At 71.3% G+C, this 15,703-nt stretch carries 12 protein-coding genes; 6 read left to right on the forward strand and 6 right to left on the reverse strand.

What is annotated here, in order from left to right; genetic code table 11:
- Positions 1-26: 26 nt before the first annotated feature.
- Positions 27-1,241 (reverse strand): MFS transporter, encoded by a 1,215-nt coding sequence (locus YIM_RS08670; protein ID WP_228004635.1) that lies wholly within the window; start codon positions 1,239-1,241, stop codon positions 27-29.
- 113 nt (positions 1,242-1,354) lie between these two features.
- On the opposite strand from YIM_RS08670, the gene YIM_RS08675 reads away from it, so the two are divergent.
- Positions 1,355-3,322: a BTAD domain-containing putative transcriptional regulator gene (locus YIM_RS08675; protein ID WP_153029834.1), complete on the forward strand. Its 1,968-nt coding sequence runs from the start codon at positions 1,355-1,357 to the stop codon at positions 3,320-3,322.
- Positions 3,323-3,353: 31 nt separating this feature from the next.
- Here YIM_RS08675 and YIM_RS08680 read toward each other — a convergent pair whose 3' ends face one another.
- Together YIM_RS08680 and YIM_RS08685 are read right to left on the reverse strand one after the other, a co-directional pair.
- Positions 3,354-3,845, reverse strand: a complete 492-nt coding sequence (locus YIM_RS08680; RefSeq protein ID WP_153029835.1) for a sigma factor-like helix-turn-helix DNA-binding protein — start codon at positions 3,843-3,845, stop codon at positions 3,354-3,356.
- A gap of 75 nt (positions 3,846-3,920) precedes the next feature.
- The gene (locus YIM_RS08685; protein WP_153029836.1) at positions 3,921-4,865 is read right to left on the reverse strand and encodes a PHB depolymerase family esterase; all 945 of its coding nucleotides are present in this window, start codon (positions 4,863-4,865) and stop codon (positions 3,921-3,923) included.
- 154 nt (positions 4,866-5,019) lie between these two features.
- Between YIM_RS08685 and YIM_RS08690 the strand changes: the two genes are divergently transcribed.
- Positions 5,020-5,433 (forward strand): hypothetical protein, encoded by a 414-nt coding sequence (locus YIM_RS08690; protein WP_153029837.1) that lies wholly within the window; start codon positions 5,020-5,022, stop codon positions 5,431-5,433.
- Here the strand turns inward: YIM_RS08690 and YIM_RS08695 are convergent.
- The gene (locus YIM_RS08695) at positions 5,424-5,825 is read right to left on the reverse strand and encodes a MarR family winged helix-turn-helix transcriptional regulator (RefSeq protein ID WP_194240304.1); all 402 of its coding nucleotides are present in this window, start codon (positions 5,823-5,825) and stop codon (positions 5,424-5,426) included. The two genes, YIM_RS08690 and YIM_RS08695, sit on opposite strands and share 10 nt — an antisense overlap.
- A 67-nt stretch (positions 5,826-5,892) precedes the next feature.
- Complete coding sequence (locus YIM_RS08700) at positions 5,893-6,741, reverse strand: SAM-dependent methyltransferase (RefSeq protein WP_153029839.1); 849 nt, start codon at positions 6,739-6,741, stop codon at positions 5,893-5,895.
- A 57-nt stretch (positions 6,742-6,798) separates the two neighbouring features.
- Here YIM_RS08700 and YIM_RS08705 point away from each other — a divergent pair, with 57 nt between their 5' ends.
- Both YIM_RS08705 and YIM_RS08710 read left to right on the forward strand, forming a co-directional pair.
- On the forward strand, positions 6,799-7,365 hold the full coding sequence (locus YIM_RS08705; RefSeq protein WP_153029840.1) for a TetR/AcrR family transcriptional regulator: 567 nt from the start codon (positions 6,799-6,801) through the stop codon (positions 7,363-7,365).
- 44 nt (positions 7,366-7,409) lie between these two features.
- On the forward strand, positions 7,410-8,846 hold the full coding sequence (locus tag YIM_RS08710) for an amino acid permease (RefSeq protein ID WP_194240087.1): 1,437 nt from the start codon (positions 7,410-7,412) through the stop codon (positions 8,844-8,846).
- Positions 8,847-8,869: 23 nt separating this feature from the next.
- Here the strand turns inward: YIM_RS08710 and YIM_RS08715 are convergent, their stop codons facing one another.
- Entirely contained in the window at positions 8,870-9,466 is a 597-nt protein-coding gene (locus tag YIM_RS08715) for a dihydrofolate reductase family protein (RefSeq protein ID WP_153029841.1), read from the reverse strand.
- A gap of 111 nt (positions 9,467-9,577) precedes the next feature.
- Here YIM_RS08715 and YIM_RS08720 point away from each other — a divergent pair, with 111 nt between their 5' ends.
- Together YIM_RS08720 and YIM_RS08725 are read left to right on the forward strand one after the other, a co-directional pair.
- Positions 9,578-12,247 (forward strand): helix-turn-helix transcriptional regulator, encoded by a 2,670-nt coding sequence (locus tag YIM_RS08720; RefSeq protein WP_153029842.1) that lies wholly within the window; start codon positions 9,578-9,580, stop codon positions 12,245-12,247.
- A 208-nt stretch (positions 12,248-12,455) separates the two neighbouring features.
- Positions 12,456-15,692, forward strand: coding sequence for a tetratricopeptide repeat protein (locus tag YIM_RS08725; protein WP_228004636.1), 3,237 nt, complete (start codon positions 12,456-12,458; stop codon positions 15,690-15,692).
- Positions 15,693-15,703 lie beyond the last annotated feature (11 nt).

The raw sequence follows: 15,703 nt of genomic DNA on the forward strand, positions 1-15,703 counted from the left end.
TATAGCCCACCCGGGCGCGGGCAAGCTCAGCGAAGCTTGAACTGCTCGGTGGTCTGCGGTGTCGCCAGCGCCGCCAGCACGGTGAGGACCACGCCGGACAGCAGCGCCAGGAACGCCACCCGGTAGGAGAAACCGTCCACCAGCGCGCCCATCACCACCGGGACGACCATGCCCGCCGACTGCCCGCCGAACACGATCAGCCCGGCGCCCGCCCCGGCCAGTTCGGCGGGCAGGCTCCGCAGCGGCACGGCGAAGACCGGCATGTAGCAGAGCGCGGCGAAAAAGCCGGTGAGCGTGAGGAACACGGCGAACAACGCGGTCGGCTCCGAGTGGGACATCACCACCAGGCAGGCCGCGGTCGCGGCCATCGCGGGCAGTACGACCACCCGGTGCCTGCCGCCCAGCCGGTCGCTCCACCGCCCGCCGAGCACCACCGCCACCCCGCCGAAGATGGCAGGCAGCGCGGTGATCGCGCCCGCCTCGGTGAGCGTGAGCCCCCGCTCGCTCTGTAGATAGGACGGCACCCACGAGGCCAGACCCCAGACGATCACGTCGTAGCCGAAGAACATCAGCGCGAACCGCCACATCACCGGCGAGAGCAGCACGGCCCGCCCGCCGCCCGGCTGCCGGTCGGCCGTCGTGCGTGGGGCGGGCAGCCACTTCCGCAGTGCCATGAAGACAAAAACGCCCAGCACCGCGATCGCGGCGAACGCGCCCCGCCAGCCCCACCAGGCGATCAGCGGCGCGGCGATGGCCGGTGCGAGCAGCACGCCGAACGCGTTGGAACTCTGCATCCAGCCGTTGGCCGTCATCCGCTGGCCCGGTTCGGTGCGCTCGGACAACGCCTTGATCGACGCACCGGGGAACACGCCCTGCGCCGCGCCGAACAGGAAGCGCACCACGAGCAGCAACGCGAACGAGCCGACCAGCCCGGCCAGTCCGGTCAGCGCGGTGAACGCCGACCACGCGAGCACCGCCACCAGCATCACCCGCACCGCGCCGAACCGGTCGGCGAGCAGCCCGCCGGGGATCTGGAACAACGCGTAGGCCAGGAAGAAGGCGGACAGCACCAGGCCCTGCTCGGTGTGGTCGAGGCCGAAGTCGGCGCCGATCTGCGGCAGTGCCAGGTTGACCAGCAGGCGGTCGACGTAGTCCACGGTCCACGCCGCGAACAGCAGCAGCACGGTCACCCTGGCCGTCCGGTCCAGTGGTTGTTTCGGCGCGCGGACGTCCTCTCGCATGGAACGACCTAACCACGGGAGCGGGGTTGCCGAAATCCGTAGGTGAATTCCTCACCGATGTGACACCCAGAGCTGATACTGTCACATGTGTCAGTCGACCTGGGGGGTTGCGCATGACGGTTTTGTACCGGGCACTCGGTTCGCTGCTGGTGACGCGGAACGGGGTCGAGGTGCGGCTCGGGCGGCCGCAGGCGCGGCGGTTGTTCGCGCTCCTGCTCGCCGAGGCGAACCAGGTGGTCTCGGTGGACCGCCTCGCCGAGGCGTTGTGGGGCGCGTTGCCGCCCGCCAGCTACCGGGTGCAGATCCAGGGCCTGGTCTCGCAGCTGCGCCGGGCGCTGCGCGAACCGGGCGCGGACGACCCGATTGCCACGGTGGGGCCGGGATACCGGCTGACCGTCATGCCCGGTCAGTCCGATGTGGACATTTACGCGGACGCGGTCCGGCGCGGTCGTGAGCTGCTCGCCGAAGGCCGCCGGGAGGACGGCGTGTGCGCCCTGCGCGAGGCCTTGGCGTGGTGGCGCGGCCCGGTGTTCGAGGACATCCGCCTCGACGCGCTCGCCGAATTCGTCACCAGCTGGGAAGAACGGCGGCTCGCGGCGCTCGAGGAATGCATCGACGCGCAGTTGTGGATCGGTGCCGACGACGACCTGAGCACCGAGCTGCGTGAACTGATCACCGCGCACCCGTTCCGGGAACGGTTCTGCGAGTTGTTGATGACCGCGCTGGCGAACCGGGGCCGCACCGCCGAAGCGCTCGAGGTCTACCGCCGGTGGCGTGCCAGGCTGGTCGAGGAACTGGGGGTGGAGCCGTCGGCGTCGCTGCGCGCGATCCAGGTCGGCATCCTGCGTGCGGAGGGCGGGGAACCGCGACGGCCGGTCGACCAGGAGTCGCGGGAGCTGCTCACCCGGCTGGCCGCGCTGCCGATGCCCGAGTTCTCCCCCTGGATGGCCGCGGCGGTGGTCGACGGGGACCTGGCCGAAGCCGAGCGAGTGGTGCGGGACCTGCACGGACGGCAGCTGCTCCTGGAGAGCGGGCGCCACTACCGGCTGCACGACGTCGTCCGCGCCGCCCTGCCGGAAACCGTTGCCGCGGAACGGGATTCGGCGTTGGAGCGGGTACTCGGCGGACTGCTGTGGCTGACCGAGCGGGCTGCCGCCCGGCTGCCCGGCAGCGTGCTGCGGCCGGAACCGGGTGACGCCAGGCGGTGGCCGGTGGCCATCGAACCGCCCGCCGATCCGCTGGCCTGGTTCGAAACCGAGCAGCAGGCCATCGAGAACGCGATCGGCCACGCGGCCGAGGCCGGGTTCGCCGGACTGGCCTGGGAACTCGCCGCGACGGTGGCCTCCTACTTCGACTACCGCGGGCTCTACCAGGAATGGGCCCGGTGCCACAGCCGCGCGCTCGCCGCCGTGCGGGCCGCGGGCGATCGGCGCGGGGAAGCCGCGCTGCTGCGCGGGCTCGGGCAACTGCACATCTACTGGGACGAGTTCGGCAAGGCGGTGGACGCGCTGGGCGCGTCGTACCGGATCAGCGCCGTGCTCGGCGACCGGCTCGGCATGGCCCGCGCGCTGACCGGGCTCGGCGTGGTCTCGCGGGTGACCTGGCGACCCGAGCAGGCGCACGCGCGCACGGTCCGCGCGCTGGAGATGTTCGTCGAATGCGGTGACCGGCTCGGTGCGGCCCACAGCCACACCTCGATCGCCGCGATCTGTCTCGACCTCGGCCGGCTCGCCGAGGCCGAATCGGCGCTCGACCAGGCCCGCCGGTTGTGCGCCGAACTCGGCGACGACCACCGGATGGCGCTCGTGCTCCGGCGCTTCGGTCAGCTCCACCTGCGCCGCGGTGATCCCGAGCGCGCGCTGGCCAGCCTGTACCAGGCGCTCGAACGGCTGGAGTCCCTGCGTGACGACCAGTGCGCCGCGCAGGTGCGGCTCGACATCGGCCGCGCGTACCGCGTGCTCGGCGAGTGCCAGGACGCCGCGCGCCTGTTCAAGGCGGCCTCGTCCCGGTTCACCAGGGTGGGCAACCGAAGCAGCGCGGCGGCTTGCGTGCTGGAGATCGACCGCACCGGCCTGGCTTAGTGGTTCCGATCGTGACCACTTGGGCACTGGCTCAGGAAGCCGTGTCGCGCAGGCGGTTCATCGCCCGGTGCTGGATCTGCTTCACCGAACTCGGCGTGCTGCCCAGTGCCTCGGCGGTGTCCTCGGCGCTGAGGCCGACCGCCACGCGGAGCACCACGACCTCCCGTTCGATCTCCGGCAGCTCACGGACGAACGTGCCGAACCGGTCGACGTCCCCGGTGCCCGTGCGGGCCTCACCGACGCGCTTGTACGCGATCTCGTAGACGAACGCGCGGAGCGAGCCGTCGTCCCGGCGGGTGGGCAGGGCGGTCAGCACCGAGATGCAGACCTCCTGCGCCACTTCGTCCGCCGGGTCGAAGCTGTCCCCGTGCTTGCCGATGCGCGCGCGGCAGTACCGGACCACCGGCGGCCGGACGGCCGCGATCAGCCGTTCGAGCGCGGCCTGGTCGCCGGTCGCGGCCTCGGCCACCGCCGCGCCGCAGGTCTGGGACGGGTGGACGCAGAGCTTCTCCGCTGTCTCCATGCGAGAGAAACCCGGTAAGGGTTACCCCATGACGGCGACGTTGCCAATTCGAAATATGGTCAGCCGTATTCTCGCTTAACGGAGGCGCTGACCTTGGAAAAAGCGCCAGATGACCGGTGTCGCGTCCAGCACCGTCGGCGTCGCGGAGTCGTTGTTCGGCTTGGTGCTGGGCCAAACATGCCCGGCTCCGTCGATGCGGTAGTGCTGCAGATTGCTCCGTTCGTCGCAATCGAGCCACTTTTGCACGGTCACTTTTTCCTGTGGTGAATAGGTCACCGGGTTCACGAAACAACCGTCACGTTCCGCCCATTTTCCGAGCCAGTCCGGAATTGCGGGCAAACCCTTCTCCGGGTTTCCGTCGTACGGGATGGTGGCATCCGCGGTACCGTGGAAGGCGAGGATCGGGGCGGGCCGGCTCGGCGAGCACTCGCCGCCCTGCGGGTAGTAGGCCCCGGCCACCGGCGCGAACGCGGCGATGCGGCCGGGCAGGCGGCAGGCCAGCACCCCGACGAACCCGCCGCCGTTGGACTTGCCGGTGGCGTAGATCCGCTTCGCGTCCACGCACAACTGCGATTGCAGCTTGGTGAGCAGGTCGCTGGTGAACAGCACGTCGTCGGCGTCGGCCGAGTAGGGCGCGCCGGTCCAGGCCGAACCGCCGTCGGTGCCGATCAGGCCCTGCGGGTAGACCGCGATGGTGTTCACCCCGGAGAACTCCGACAGTTCTTCCTGCCACCGCGAGGTGCGCTTGTGCCCGTGGAAGGACAGCACCAGCGAGGTGGGCCGGTGTGGCTGGTAGTTCGCCGGGAGGTGGACGGTGTACTCCCTGGTCGACCCGCCGGAGACGAGGGTCTGCGCGCCGGTGGTGCCGGGGGTGACCGGCGGGGTGCGTCCGCAGCCGGTGGTCGGCACCGGGCGGTCGGGGATCCCGGGGCTCGCGGTGGCCGGGGCGGCGGCCAGCAGCGCGGGGAGCACCGCGGCGGCCGCCAGCAGCAGCCGGGCGGAACGGGGTCGTCGGAGCACGTGATCCTCCTTGATCAACGGGCCGAATGCCGGTCAAGGATCACGGTGGTGGTGACCGTGGTCACGTTTTCGTTCATTGTGTTCACTCTCCGGGGTTTCCCCCGGACGGGTTCCGGGTACAGAGAACCAGCCGAGCAGCTGGGAGGAGTCGACGTTGACTGTGCCGAGGCCTGACCAGATCCTGAACGCCAGGATGTCGCTGACCGACGGTCCGGAGAGCGCGTCCTGGGCCCGCAGCCAGGTGCGCCTGATGCTCGACGGGGCCACGCCGGAATCGGTGCACCAGACCCTGCTCGTGGTCGACGAGCTGATTTCCGACGCCGAGCGCTACCGCGAGCAGGTCACCGAGATCCGGCTCGGGCTGAACCGGCAGGCCGCGCGCCTGCACCTCGAACTGGACGCCGAGGCCACCGGCGACCTCCCGGAGCCGGTGTCACCGGAGCAAACCGCCGACGGCAGGCTGCTGCTGGAGCAGTTGCCGATCGACTGGGGCGTGCGCGGCGACGGCACCACCCGCACGGTGTGGGCCGTGATGAACCTGACCCGCCGCCAGGGCGATCAGGACTGAGCGGCCGCTTCCCGCTCGTAGGTCTCCAGCGTTTCCACGAACAACCGCCGCTGTTCCGGGGTGAGCGGTTCCAGCGCCTTGCGCCAGGCCTTCGCGCCCGCCGAAAGCCAGGCGTCCACGGCGTCGCGGTGCTGCTCGGCGATGCTCACGATGGTGCGCCGCCGGTCCTGGCTGTCCTCACGGCGTTCGAGCACGCCCTGCCTGCTCAGGTCACCGACCATCAGGCTCACCGTGGCCGGCGCGACCTCCAGCAGGCGCGCCAGTTCGTTCACCGTCATCGGCCCGTCGAAGAGCAGGTAGGCGAGCAGCGACAGGTGACGCGGGGCGAGGGAGAACGAGCGGAGCTGCTCGGGCACCGGGAGCCGTTTGATCCGGCCCGCCATCCGCGGCATGAGCAGCAACAGGGTCCGGATGCCCTGGTCGACGCTCAGCCCGTCACTCGCCACACCCCGATCCTAGTCAGGGCTTGTACCCCAGTCCGGCGAAGGCGCTGCTGGTCGCCGGTGCGGCGAGGAAGTCCCGCGTGGCCTCGGAGACGCGTTCGTCCGTGCGCCATTCCGGGATCCACGTGATGCCCGGCTCCACCAGTTCGAACCCGTCGAAGAACCGGGTGAACTCCTCACGCGAGCGAAGGTGCAGCGGCGTGGCCGAATTGCGGTACTGGCGGCGGACCTCGGCCCGCTCCTCCTCACCCTCGGCCGGGACCCCGTCCACGGTCATGTGCGAGGACAGGAAGTACGAGCCGGACGGCAGCAGGTCGCGGTACTGGGCGATGATCTCGTTCGGGCCGTCTTCCGGGCTGACGAAGTACAGCACGTTCACCATGATCAGCCCGATCGGCTCCTTCGGGTTCAGCACGCCGGTGTCCATCGCGCGCTCCCAGATGTTCTCCGGGTCGCGCAGGTCGGCCTGGATCACCGCGTGCCGTCGCAGGTCGCCCTCGCGTTCGAGCAGGATCTGCGAATGCGCCACCGCCACCGGCTCGTTGTCCACGTAGACACAGCGGCTGTTCGGGTTCACCGAGTCGGCGATCTCGTGCACGTTGCCCACGGTGGGCACGCCGGAACCGAGGTCGAGGAACTGCGTGATGCCCTGGCGGGCGAGGTAGTGCACACCGCGGCCGAGGAACTCGCGGCCGACCTTGGCCATCGAGCGCACCATCGGGAACGCGGCCACCGCCTTCGCGCCGAACTCCCGGTCGATCGCCCAGTTCGCGGTGCCGCCGAGGAACCAGTCGTAGATCCGGGCCGGATTCGGGTGGTCCAGGTCGATTCCGTCGGGGACAAAATCGGGATCGTGGTCGGACATGAGTACTCCTCGCGTTCGCCTGCGCACACCGTATCGGTTGGCGGTACCCTGCCCGCCATGGGACGGCCGCCGCGCCACGACACGGACCGCCTGCTCGACGCCGCCGCCGGACTGGCCGCCTCCGGTGGGCCCGCTTCGGTCACCGTCACCGCGGTGGCCCGTGCCGCCGGTGCGCCCAGCGGGTCGATCTACCACCGCTTCCCGAGCCGGTCCGCGCTGCTCGCCGAACTGTGGCTGCGTACCGTGGAACGGTTCCAGGAGGGCTTTCTCGACGCGCTCGACGGCGACTCGCCCGCCGCGGCCGCACGGCACGTGGTCGCCTGGTGCCGGGCGAATCCCGACCAGGCCGCGGTGCTGCTGTACGGGCCGGTGGACTTCGGTGAGCCGTCGTGGCCGGAGGACGCCCGCGACCGGCTGGCCAAGCGGAACGCCCAGGTGGACCGGGCCCTGCGGGCACTGGCCGACCGCGTCGGCCACTCCGGTGCCGAGGGCGCCGACCGGCTGGTTCTGGCCACAGTGGACATTCCCTATTCGACCGTCCGGCGGCACCTGCGGGCCGGGAACGAGATCCCCGGATACGCGGAGGACCTGGTCGCCGACTGCGCCGATCGGCTGTTCGCCTAGTCCGTTGCGCTGCGGAGGGAGGCCGGAACTTCTACGGTGCCCGAATGGGAATCATGCGCACCTTGGACGTCGACACGGTGCTCGCGCGACAGGAAACCGGTGACCTGAAGCGCCGCCTGCGTGGCCGTGACCTGGTCGGATTCGGGGTCGGCATCATCATCGGCACCGGGATCTTCACCCTGGCCGGGGTCGAGGCGAAAACACACGCCGGGCCCGCGGTGACGCTGTCCTTCGTGATCGGCGCGGTGGTCGCCGGGCTGGCCGCGCTCTGTTACGCCGAGCTGGCGTCGAGCGTGCCGACCGCGGGCAGCGCCTACACCTACGCCTTCGCCACGCTCGGTGAGGTGTTCGCCTGGATCATCGGCTGGGACCTGCTGCTGGAGTTCGCGCTCGGCGCGGCGGTGGTTTCGCGCGGTTGGTCCGGTTACCTGGCGAACCTGCTGGGCCTGCCGCCGCAGTGGTTCGGCGAGGACGCCACGGTCAACATCGGCGCGGTGCTGATCATCGCCGTGCTGACGGTGGTCGCGGTGGCCGGGATCAAGCAGTCCTCGTTGTTCACCAACGTGCTCGTGGTGGTCAAGGTCGCGGTCTGCCTGCTGATCCTGGGAATCGGGATCTTCTTCGTGAAGGGGTCGAACCTGACCCCGTTCATCCCGCCGTCGCGACCGGCGGGCGAGGACGCCGACGTGCTGCACCAGCCGGTGGTGGAGGCCGGGCTCGGGCTGGAGCAGTCGGCCTTCGGCCTCGCCGGCGTGCTCACCGCCGCGGCGATCGTGTTCTTCGCCTACACCGGTTTCGAGGCGCTGGCGAACCTCGGCGAGGAGACCAGGAACCCGCGCAAGGACCTGCGGGTCGGCATTCTCGGCGCGCTCGGCATCTGCGCGCTGCTCTACATCGGGGTTTCGCTGGTGCTGACCGGCATGGTGCCGTTCACCGACATCGACGAGGGCGCGCCGCTGGCCGACGCCTTCGACTCGGTGGGCATGCACTGGATCAGCGCGCTGATCTCGCTCGGCGCGGTGACCGGGCTGACCTCGGTGATGATGGTGGAGCTGGTGACCATCGGCCGGATCGGCTTCGCGATGGGCCGCGACGGGCTGCTGCCGAAAAAGCTGGGCACGGTGCACCCGCGCTGGGGCACGCCGCACCGGGTGACCATCATCGGCGCGGTGCTGATCGCGCTGCTCGCCGCGTTCGTGCCGATCACCGAACTGTCCGACATGGTCAGCATCGGCGCCCTGTCCGCGATGATCATCGTGGCGATCGCGGTCCCGGTGCTGCGGCGCAAGCGGCCGGACCTGCAGCGGCCGTTCACCGTGCCGTTCTCCCCGGTCCTGCCGATCGTGGCGGCGCTGGCGTGCCTGTACCTGATGCTGAACCTGGACGTGCTGACCTGGATCCGGTTCGCCGCCTGGCTGGCACTGGGCCTGCTGATCTACTTCGCCTACGGTCGCCGCCACTCCCGCCTCCGCGAGAAGTAAGGGGCCCGATGCCAGGCCACCGATCAGGGGCGCACGTAATGCAGGACGAGGGCGCCCGTGGTCAGCGTGCAAGCGCCATCCAGACGCCACGTCGAGTACGGCGGATTCCCTTCGAACAACCGCAGGCCGCCGCCGAGGATGGCGGGTAGGACGGCGATGCGCAGTTCGTCGAGCAGATCGGCGGCGATCAGAGCCCGGATGACGCTGGCGCTGTTGAGCACCAGGATGTCCCGCCCCGGCGCGTTCTTCAGCTCGCGGATCTCCGTCTCCAGGTCCTGCTTCGCCACCCGGGCGTTGCGCCACTCCGCCTTCTCCAGCGTCGTCGAGAAGACCACCTTCTCCACGGTGTCCAGCCACGTCGCCAGGTCGCGATCGCGCGGGGAGGCGTCCGGGCTGGTCACCACCGAAGGCCAGAACCCGTGGAAGCCCTCGTAGTTGGTGCGCCCCATGACCGCGGTGTCGGCACCGCGCCAGACACCCTCGAAGTAGGTGGACATCTGCTCGTGCGAGGCGTGTTCCTGCAGGAAGGCCATCCCGCCCATGCCGTCATCGGGAGTACCGGCGCTGTAGCCGTCGATCGAGACGTTGACCTGGGCGATGACCTTGCGGGAGTGGGACATCGGTTGCTCCGTTCGTTCGCTTGCGATGAACCCATTCCACGCCGACGGCGGCCCCGCCGAATCCGTCGCGGCATCAGTAATTCGCGCCCCCGGCATAGGTAGGGTCACCGCATGTTGCGGGGCCGCCAGGCGGAGCAGGAGGCGATCGCCGCGCTGCTCACCGGAGCGCGCGACGGGATCAGTGGCGCCCTCGTGCTGCGCGGCGAGCCCGGCATCGGCAAGACCAGCCTGCTCGACCACGCCGCCGAGAACGCCGGTGACCTGCGGGTCCTGCGTGGGGTCGGGATAGAGTCCGAGGCCGAGTTGCCCTTTGCCGGACTGCATCTGCTGCTGCGGCCGGTGCTGGACCAGCGGGACGCGCTGCCCGAACTCCAGCGCCGGGCCCTGGAAGGCGCGTTCGGACTGGGGGACAGCGGCGACGGCGACCGGTTCCTGATCGGCGCGGGCGTGCTCACCCTGCTCGCCGAACAAGGGCCGCTGCTCTGCCTGATCGACGACGCGCAGTGGCTCGACCAGGCCTCGGCTGACGCGTTGCTCTTCGCCGCCCGCCGGCTCGACCGCGAGGGCGTCGTCCTGCTGTTCGCCGCCAGGGACTATGCCGACGCCTTCGCCGCGACCGGCCTGCCCGAACTGAGGCTCGAAGGACTGGACCAGCAGAGCGCGACGGCGTTGCTGGACGACACCGGCATCGAGCTCCCCGCGGAACTGCGCGAGAGACTCGTCGCCGAGACCCGCGGGAACCCGTTGGCACTACGCGAACTTCCGGCCGTGGTCTCCGCACACGACGCCGGGCCGATGCCGCTGACCAACCGCGTGCTCGACGCCTTCTGGCACCAGGTCCGTTCGCTGCCCGGCCCCTGCCGGACCCTGCTGCTGCTCGCCGCGGCCGATCAGACCGGCGAGCTGAAGACCCTGCTGCGCGCCGCCGGCCGCCTCGGGGCCGGGCTCACCGATCTCGAACCGGCCGAGGAACGCGGCCTCATCGCCCTGACCGATGGCGCGCTGGCCTTCCGGCATCCACTGATCCGCGCGGCCGTCTACCACGGCGCCGCGGCGAGCAGCCGGATCTCTGTCCACAGTGCACTCGCCGACGAGCACGCCGGTCCCGATCTGCGCGCCTGGCACCTCGCCGCGGCCGCCACCGGACCGGACGAGCGCGTCGCCACCGAACTCGAACAGGCGGCTGGCCGGGCGAGCGCGCGTGGCGGGCACGCCGCCGCGGCCACCACCTACGAACGTGCTTCGCGGCTGAGCGAGCAGTCCGGGGAATCGACCCGGCGCCTGCTGCTCGCCTGCGAAGCGGCCACTCGCGCGGGACGCCTGGACTGGGCGAACACGCTCGCCGAGTCCTTCCCGCCGGAAGTCGATCCGGCCATGCGCGTGCGCCTGATCCAGGTGCGGGCCAGCGCCGACTTCGCCAAGGGCGACCTGCGCCACGCGCACAAGCTTCTCGTCGAAGGCGCCGCGCTGGCCGACGATCCCGCGCAGGCGTTCTGGATGCTGGTGCGTGCTCTGCACGCCGCCTGGGCCGCGCCGACGGACGTGCGGATGCTCGCCGAGCCGCTCGACCGGTTCGACGAGGTCGGCCTCGCCCCGGACGACCCGCTGCTGTCGATGGCCTGGCTCGCCCGCTGGGGTACGGCGATGGTGCTCGGCCGCGACACCACCGAGTTCCCGCCGCTCGACGAGGTCCTGGCGAAAGCACGGTCGGCGGCGGCCGAGATGGGCCCGCGCGGGATGACCGAGGTGGCCAGCCGCGCCCTGGTCGCCGCCCGCGACGAGGAGTCCGCCGAGATCGCCACCGAGCTGATCGCCGACGCCCGCGCGAAGGGCGTGGTCATCGCGCTGCCCGCCGCGCTCGGGCACCTCACGCTGGTGCAGACGGTGCTCGGCAGACATCGCGAAGCCAAGGTGACCGGCGCCGAATGCCTGCGCATCGCCGCCGACACCGGTCAGCCGCTCTGGGCCGGGTACACCGCGGGCGCGCTCGCGTACCTGGCCGCGGTCGAAGGCGACGAGAAAAGCTGCCGCCAGTACGCCGAACTGACCGCCGCCGACGAAGCCGCGGCCTCCGGTGACACCTGGGTGCAGGTCGCGCTGGCCCTGCTGGACCTGGGCCACGGCCGCATCCAGGACGCCTTCGACCGGCTGCGGGAGGTCATCGGCGGACCGTCGCGGCACCTGTCCGGGGTGGTCCGCTGCGTGCCCGACCAGGTGGAGGCCGCGGTCCGGCTGGGCAGGCCGCAGGACGCCGCCGCCTCGCTGGAGAGGTTCGCGACCTGGGCGGAGACCATGGACCGGCCGTGGATCCACGCGCTGCTGGCCCGGTGCCGGGCGCTGACCACCGCGGACGCCGAACCGTTCTTCGTGCGGGCGCTGGAGTTGCACCCGCACGACTCACGGCCGTTCGACCGGGCGCGCACGGAACTGCTCTACGGCGAGTGGCTGCGCCGGGCGCGGCGCAAGAGCAAGGCACGCGACCACCTCGGCACCGCGTCGCGGATGTTCGAGGAGCTGGGCTCGGCGCCGTGGGCCGCTCGCGCGCGGGCCGAGCTGGGCGCGACCGGTGCCGGGGCGAGCCGGACGGCGGCCACCGGCCGGTTCACTGAACTGACCCCGCAGGAACAGCAGATCACCCAGCTCGCGGCGCGGGGACTGGCCAACCGGGAGATCGCCGCGCAGCTGTACCTCAGCCCGCGGACGGTGGCCTACCACCTGTACAAGGCCTATCCGAAGCTCGGCATCACGTCACGTGGTGAGCTGGCGGAAGTGCTGCGCTGAGTGTTACCACCAAGGCACCCGCCGTACCCCACGCGGCGGGTGCCCCAGTGACCTGTCTCACCGTAGTGGGCAGGACTGGACGGCGACCTGTACTCCGCACTGTACTCGATGAGGCCGTTCTGACCAGCGCAAACAATGCTCTGGTGCGTTTGGCGGTGGTCGCCGGGCGGCATCTTCGCCAAGCTGGACGGGCAGGTTGGAGGTGCAGGTGGACAACAGGCTGCGCGCTCGGCGACTGCTGGCCGGGCTGACCCAGGCGCAACTGGCCGAACGAGCCGGGGTCAGCCTGCGTGCGGTGCGCAACGCCGAACTCGGGCACGTGCGGAGTTCCCGCGCCGAAACCACGCGGCGCCTGCTGGCCGTGCTCGCCGACGAGGTTCCCGACCTGAGCATCCGGGTGCTCGGCCCGTTGTCGGTGCACCAGTCCGGTGAGCCGGTCGACCTGGGTGCCGAGAAGCAGCGGCGGCTGCTGGCGCTGCTCGCGATCCAGCCGAACCGGGTGGTGCGCCGCGAGGAGATCGTCGACGTGCTATGGGGGAACGAGCCGCCGTCGTCGTGCCTGGAGCTGGTGCACACCTACGTCGCGCGGTTGCGCAAGGTGCTGGAGCCGCGCCGGGTGCGCCAGGAGCCCGCTCGCGTGATCACCACGGTCACCGGCGGGTATCTGCTGTCCGTCGAGGAAAAGCAGCTGGACCTCCTGCAGTTCGAAGCCGCCGCGAAGCGGGCCGAGGAAGCCGAGGACCTCGAAACGGCGGAACGGTATTGGCTCGAGGCGCTCGGTGTGTGGCGTGGTCCCGCGCTGGCCGGGATGGACGGGTTCCGGCACCACCCGGTCCGCCACGCGCTGCTCGCGCGCCGGTCGGCAGCGGTGCTCGCGTATGCCGAAGTCGCCGGAGCGCGGGGGAATCACGGGGACGCGGTCCCGCACCTGCGCGCGCTGACCGCCGCCGAGCCGTTGCACGAAACCGCGCACGCGCAGTTGATGCTCTCGCTCGCCGGTGCCGGTCAGCAGGCGGCCGCGCTGGAGCTGTTCGACGAGATCCGCCGCAGGCTCGCCGGGGATCTTGGCATCGAGCCCGGTCCCGAACTGCGGCGCGCGCACGCCCGCGTGCTGCGGCCGGAAGTACCGGACGGCGACCGTCCCCGCCCGGCCCAGCTGCCCGCCGACGTCGGCGCGTTCACCGGTCGCGCACGGGAACTGGCTTCGCTGAACCACCTCCTGCCCGACGACGGCACCGACGTGCGGATCGCCGTGGTCTCGGGCACCGCCGGGGTGGGCAAGACCGCGGTCGCCGTGCGCTGGGCCCACCGGTCACGCGAGCGCTTCCCGGACGGCCAGCTCTACCTCGACCTGCGCGGCTACGGGCCGGAACGACCGGTCGAACCGGGTGACGCGCTGTCCGGCTTCCTGCGTGCGCTCGGGGTCGCCGGTACCGAGATCCCGGCCGAGGAGGACCAGCGCGCGGCGAGGTTCCGCACCGAACTGGACGACCGCAGGCTGCTGCTGATCCTCGACAACGCCGGTTCGGTCGAGCAGATCAGGCCGCTGCTGCCGGGCGCGGCGTCCTGCTCGGTGCTGGTGACCAGCCGCGAGACGCTGCCCGCGCTGATCGCCCGGCATGGCGCGCACCGCGTGCAGCTCGACCTGCTGACCCCCGAGGACGCACTGGACCTGCTGCGCACGCTGCTCGGCGAGCGGGTGACCGCGGAGCCCGTGCCGGCGGAGGCGCTCGCCGAGTACTGCGTGCGGTTGCCGCTGGCGTTGCGGCTGGTCGCCGAGCTGGCGCTGGCCAGGCCGGAGGTCTCGCTGGCCGAGCTGGCCACGGAACTGGCCGACGAGCGGCGGCGGCTGGACCTGCTCGACGGCGGTGGTGATCCGCGCACCGCGGTTCGCGCGGTGTTCTCCTGGTCCTACGGGCACCTGCCGGGCGATGCCGCGCGGATGTTCCGGTTGTGGGGGCTGCATCCCGGTCGCGCGCTGACCGCCGACGCCGCCGCCGCGCTCGCCGGAACCGGCCTGGTCGAGGCGCAGCGGCTGATCGACGTGCTGGTCCGCGCGCACCTCGCCGAGGAACTGCGGCCCGGCCGCTACCAGCTGCACGACCTGCTCCGGGTCTACGCCGCCGAGCTGGCCGAGGACGATCGCGACGCGCTGACCCGGTTGTTCGACCACTACGTCGCCGCGGCCGCGCTCGCGATGGACCTCGATTCCCCGCAGGAGAAGCACTTGCGGCCGGAGCCGCCGCCGCTGCGGTTCCCGGACTGGCGCCCGCCGAACGCCCAGCAGTGGCTGGAGACCGAACGCGGCAACCTGCTCGCGGTCGCCTCGCACGCCACGCGCAACGGCTGGCCGGAGCACGTCCGGTTGCTGTCCGGGATCCTCTGGAAGTACCTGGACCTCGGCGGTTACCACGAGGACGCGCTGATGCTGCACACCCACGCGTCGGCCTTCGCCGAAGCGGGGGAGCGCACGGACCCGCTGACCCTGATCGGGCTCGGGTACTGGCGGGTCGGGCGGTCGAAGGAAGCGTTGAGCTACCTGGAAGAAGCGCTCGCCGCGGCCAGGGAAAGCGGCAATCGCAACACCGAGAGCTATGTGCTGAACACACTCGGCCTGGTCTGCCGGGCACTCGGCCGGTTCGCCGACGCACTGGCCTATCTGGAGCAGGCGCTGGAACTGGCCAGGGAAACCGGCGACCGGACCAGCGAAGGCCTGGTACTGGTGGTGCTGGGCGCGGCCTGCCGGGGGATGGGCCGCTATCGCGACGCCGCACGGTACCTGGAACTCGCGCTGGCGGCCGCCCGCGAGACCGGTGACCGCACCAGCGAAGGCTATGTGTGGGTGAACCTCGGCGATGTGCTGTCCGCTCAGGGAAAGCACGAAAAAGCAGTGTCCTCTTTGGAGCAAGGGCTGACGTTGTTCGCGGAGACCGGCACACGCACCAGCGAGGGGTACGCGCTGGGCATTCTCGGCGGCGCGCTCCGGTGCCTCGGCCGGTACGAAGACGCGCTGGAGCGGCTGGACCAGGCGCTGGCGGTGTCCCGCGAAACCGGCGGGCGGGTCAACGAGGGGGTGGCGCTGAAGCACCGCGGTGACGTCCACCAGGAGCTGGGCAGCCACGACGAAGCAGCACGCTGCCTCGGCGAAGCGCTGGCGATCGCGCGCGAGTGCGCCGATCGCGGGGTCGAGTCGCGGGTGCTCAACTCGCTGGGCGCGCTGGCCCTCGCGCGTGGTGAATCCGCCGAAGCGGCCCGGTTCTTCCGCGGCGCACTGGAGATCGCGGTCGAAACCGGCTGCACCGGCGACCAGGCGTGCGCGCACCGCGGGCTGGGCGACGCCACCGGCGAGCGCGAACACTGGGAGCGCGCGCTGGCGTTGTTCGCGGAAATGGGCGTGCCGGAAGCGGACGAGGTGCGGACCCGGCTCGACCTGGCGAGGGTCTGACACGATGCGGG

The sequence above is a fragment of the Amycolatopsis sp. YIM 10 genome (assembly GCF_009429145.1).
In the GTDB taxonomy this organism is placed as follows: domain Bacteria; phylum Actinomycetota; class Actinomycetes; order Mycobacteriales; family Pseudonocardiaceae; genus Amycolatopsis.

Coding starts and splice junctions, on each gene's coding strand:
- YIM_RS08680 (WP_153029835.1), bottom strand. CDS start 3,845: ATGGAGACAGCGGAGAAGCTCTGCGTCCACCCGTCCCAGACCTGCGGC.
- YIM_RS08710 (WP_194240087.1), top strand. CDS start 7,410: ATGGGAATCATGCGCACCTTGGACGTCGACACGGTGCTCGCGCGACAG.
- YIM_RS08715 (WP_153029841.1), bottom strand. CDS start 9,466: ATGTCCCACTCCCGCAAGGTCATCGCCCAGGTCAACGTCTCGATCGAC.
- YIM_RS08670 (WP_228004635.1), bottom strand. CDS start 1,241: ATGCGAGAGGACGTCCGCGCGCCGAAACAACCACTGGACCGGACGGCC.
- YIM_RS08720 (WP_153029842.1), top strand. CDS start 9,578: ATGTTGCGGGGCCGCCAGGCGGAGCAGGAGGCGATCGCCGCGCTGCTC.
- YIM_RS08700 (WP_153029839.1), bottom strand. CDS start 6,741: ATGTCCGACCACGATCCCGATTTTGTCCCCGACGGAATCGACCTGGAC.
- YIM_RS08675 (WP_153029834.1), top strand. CDS start 1,355: ATGACGGTTTTGTACCGGGCACTCGGTTCGCTGCTGGTGACGCGGAAC.
- YIM_RS08705 (WP_153029840.1), top strand. CDS start 6,799: ATGGGACGGCCGCCGCGCCACGACACGGACCGCCTGCTCGACGCCGCC.
- YIM_RS08695 (WP_194240304.1), bottom strand. CDS start 5,825: ATGCCGCGGATGGCGGGCCGGATCAAACGGCTCCCGGTGCCCGAGCAG.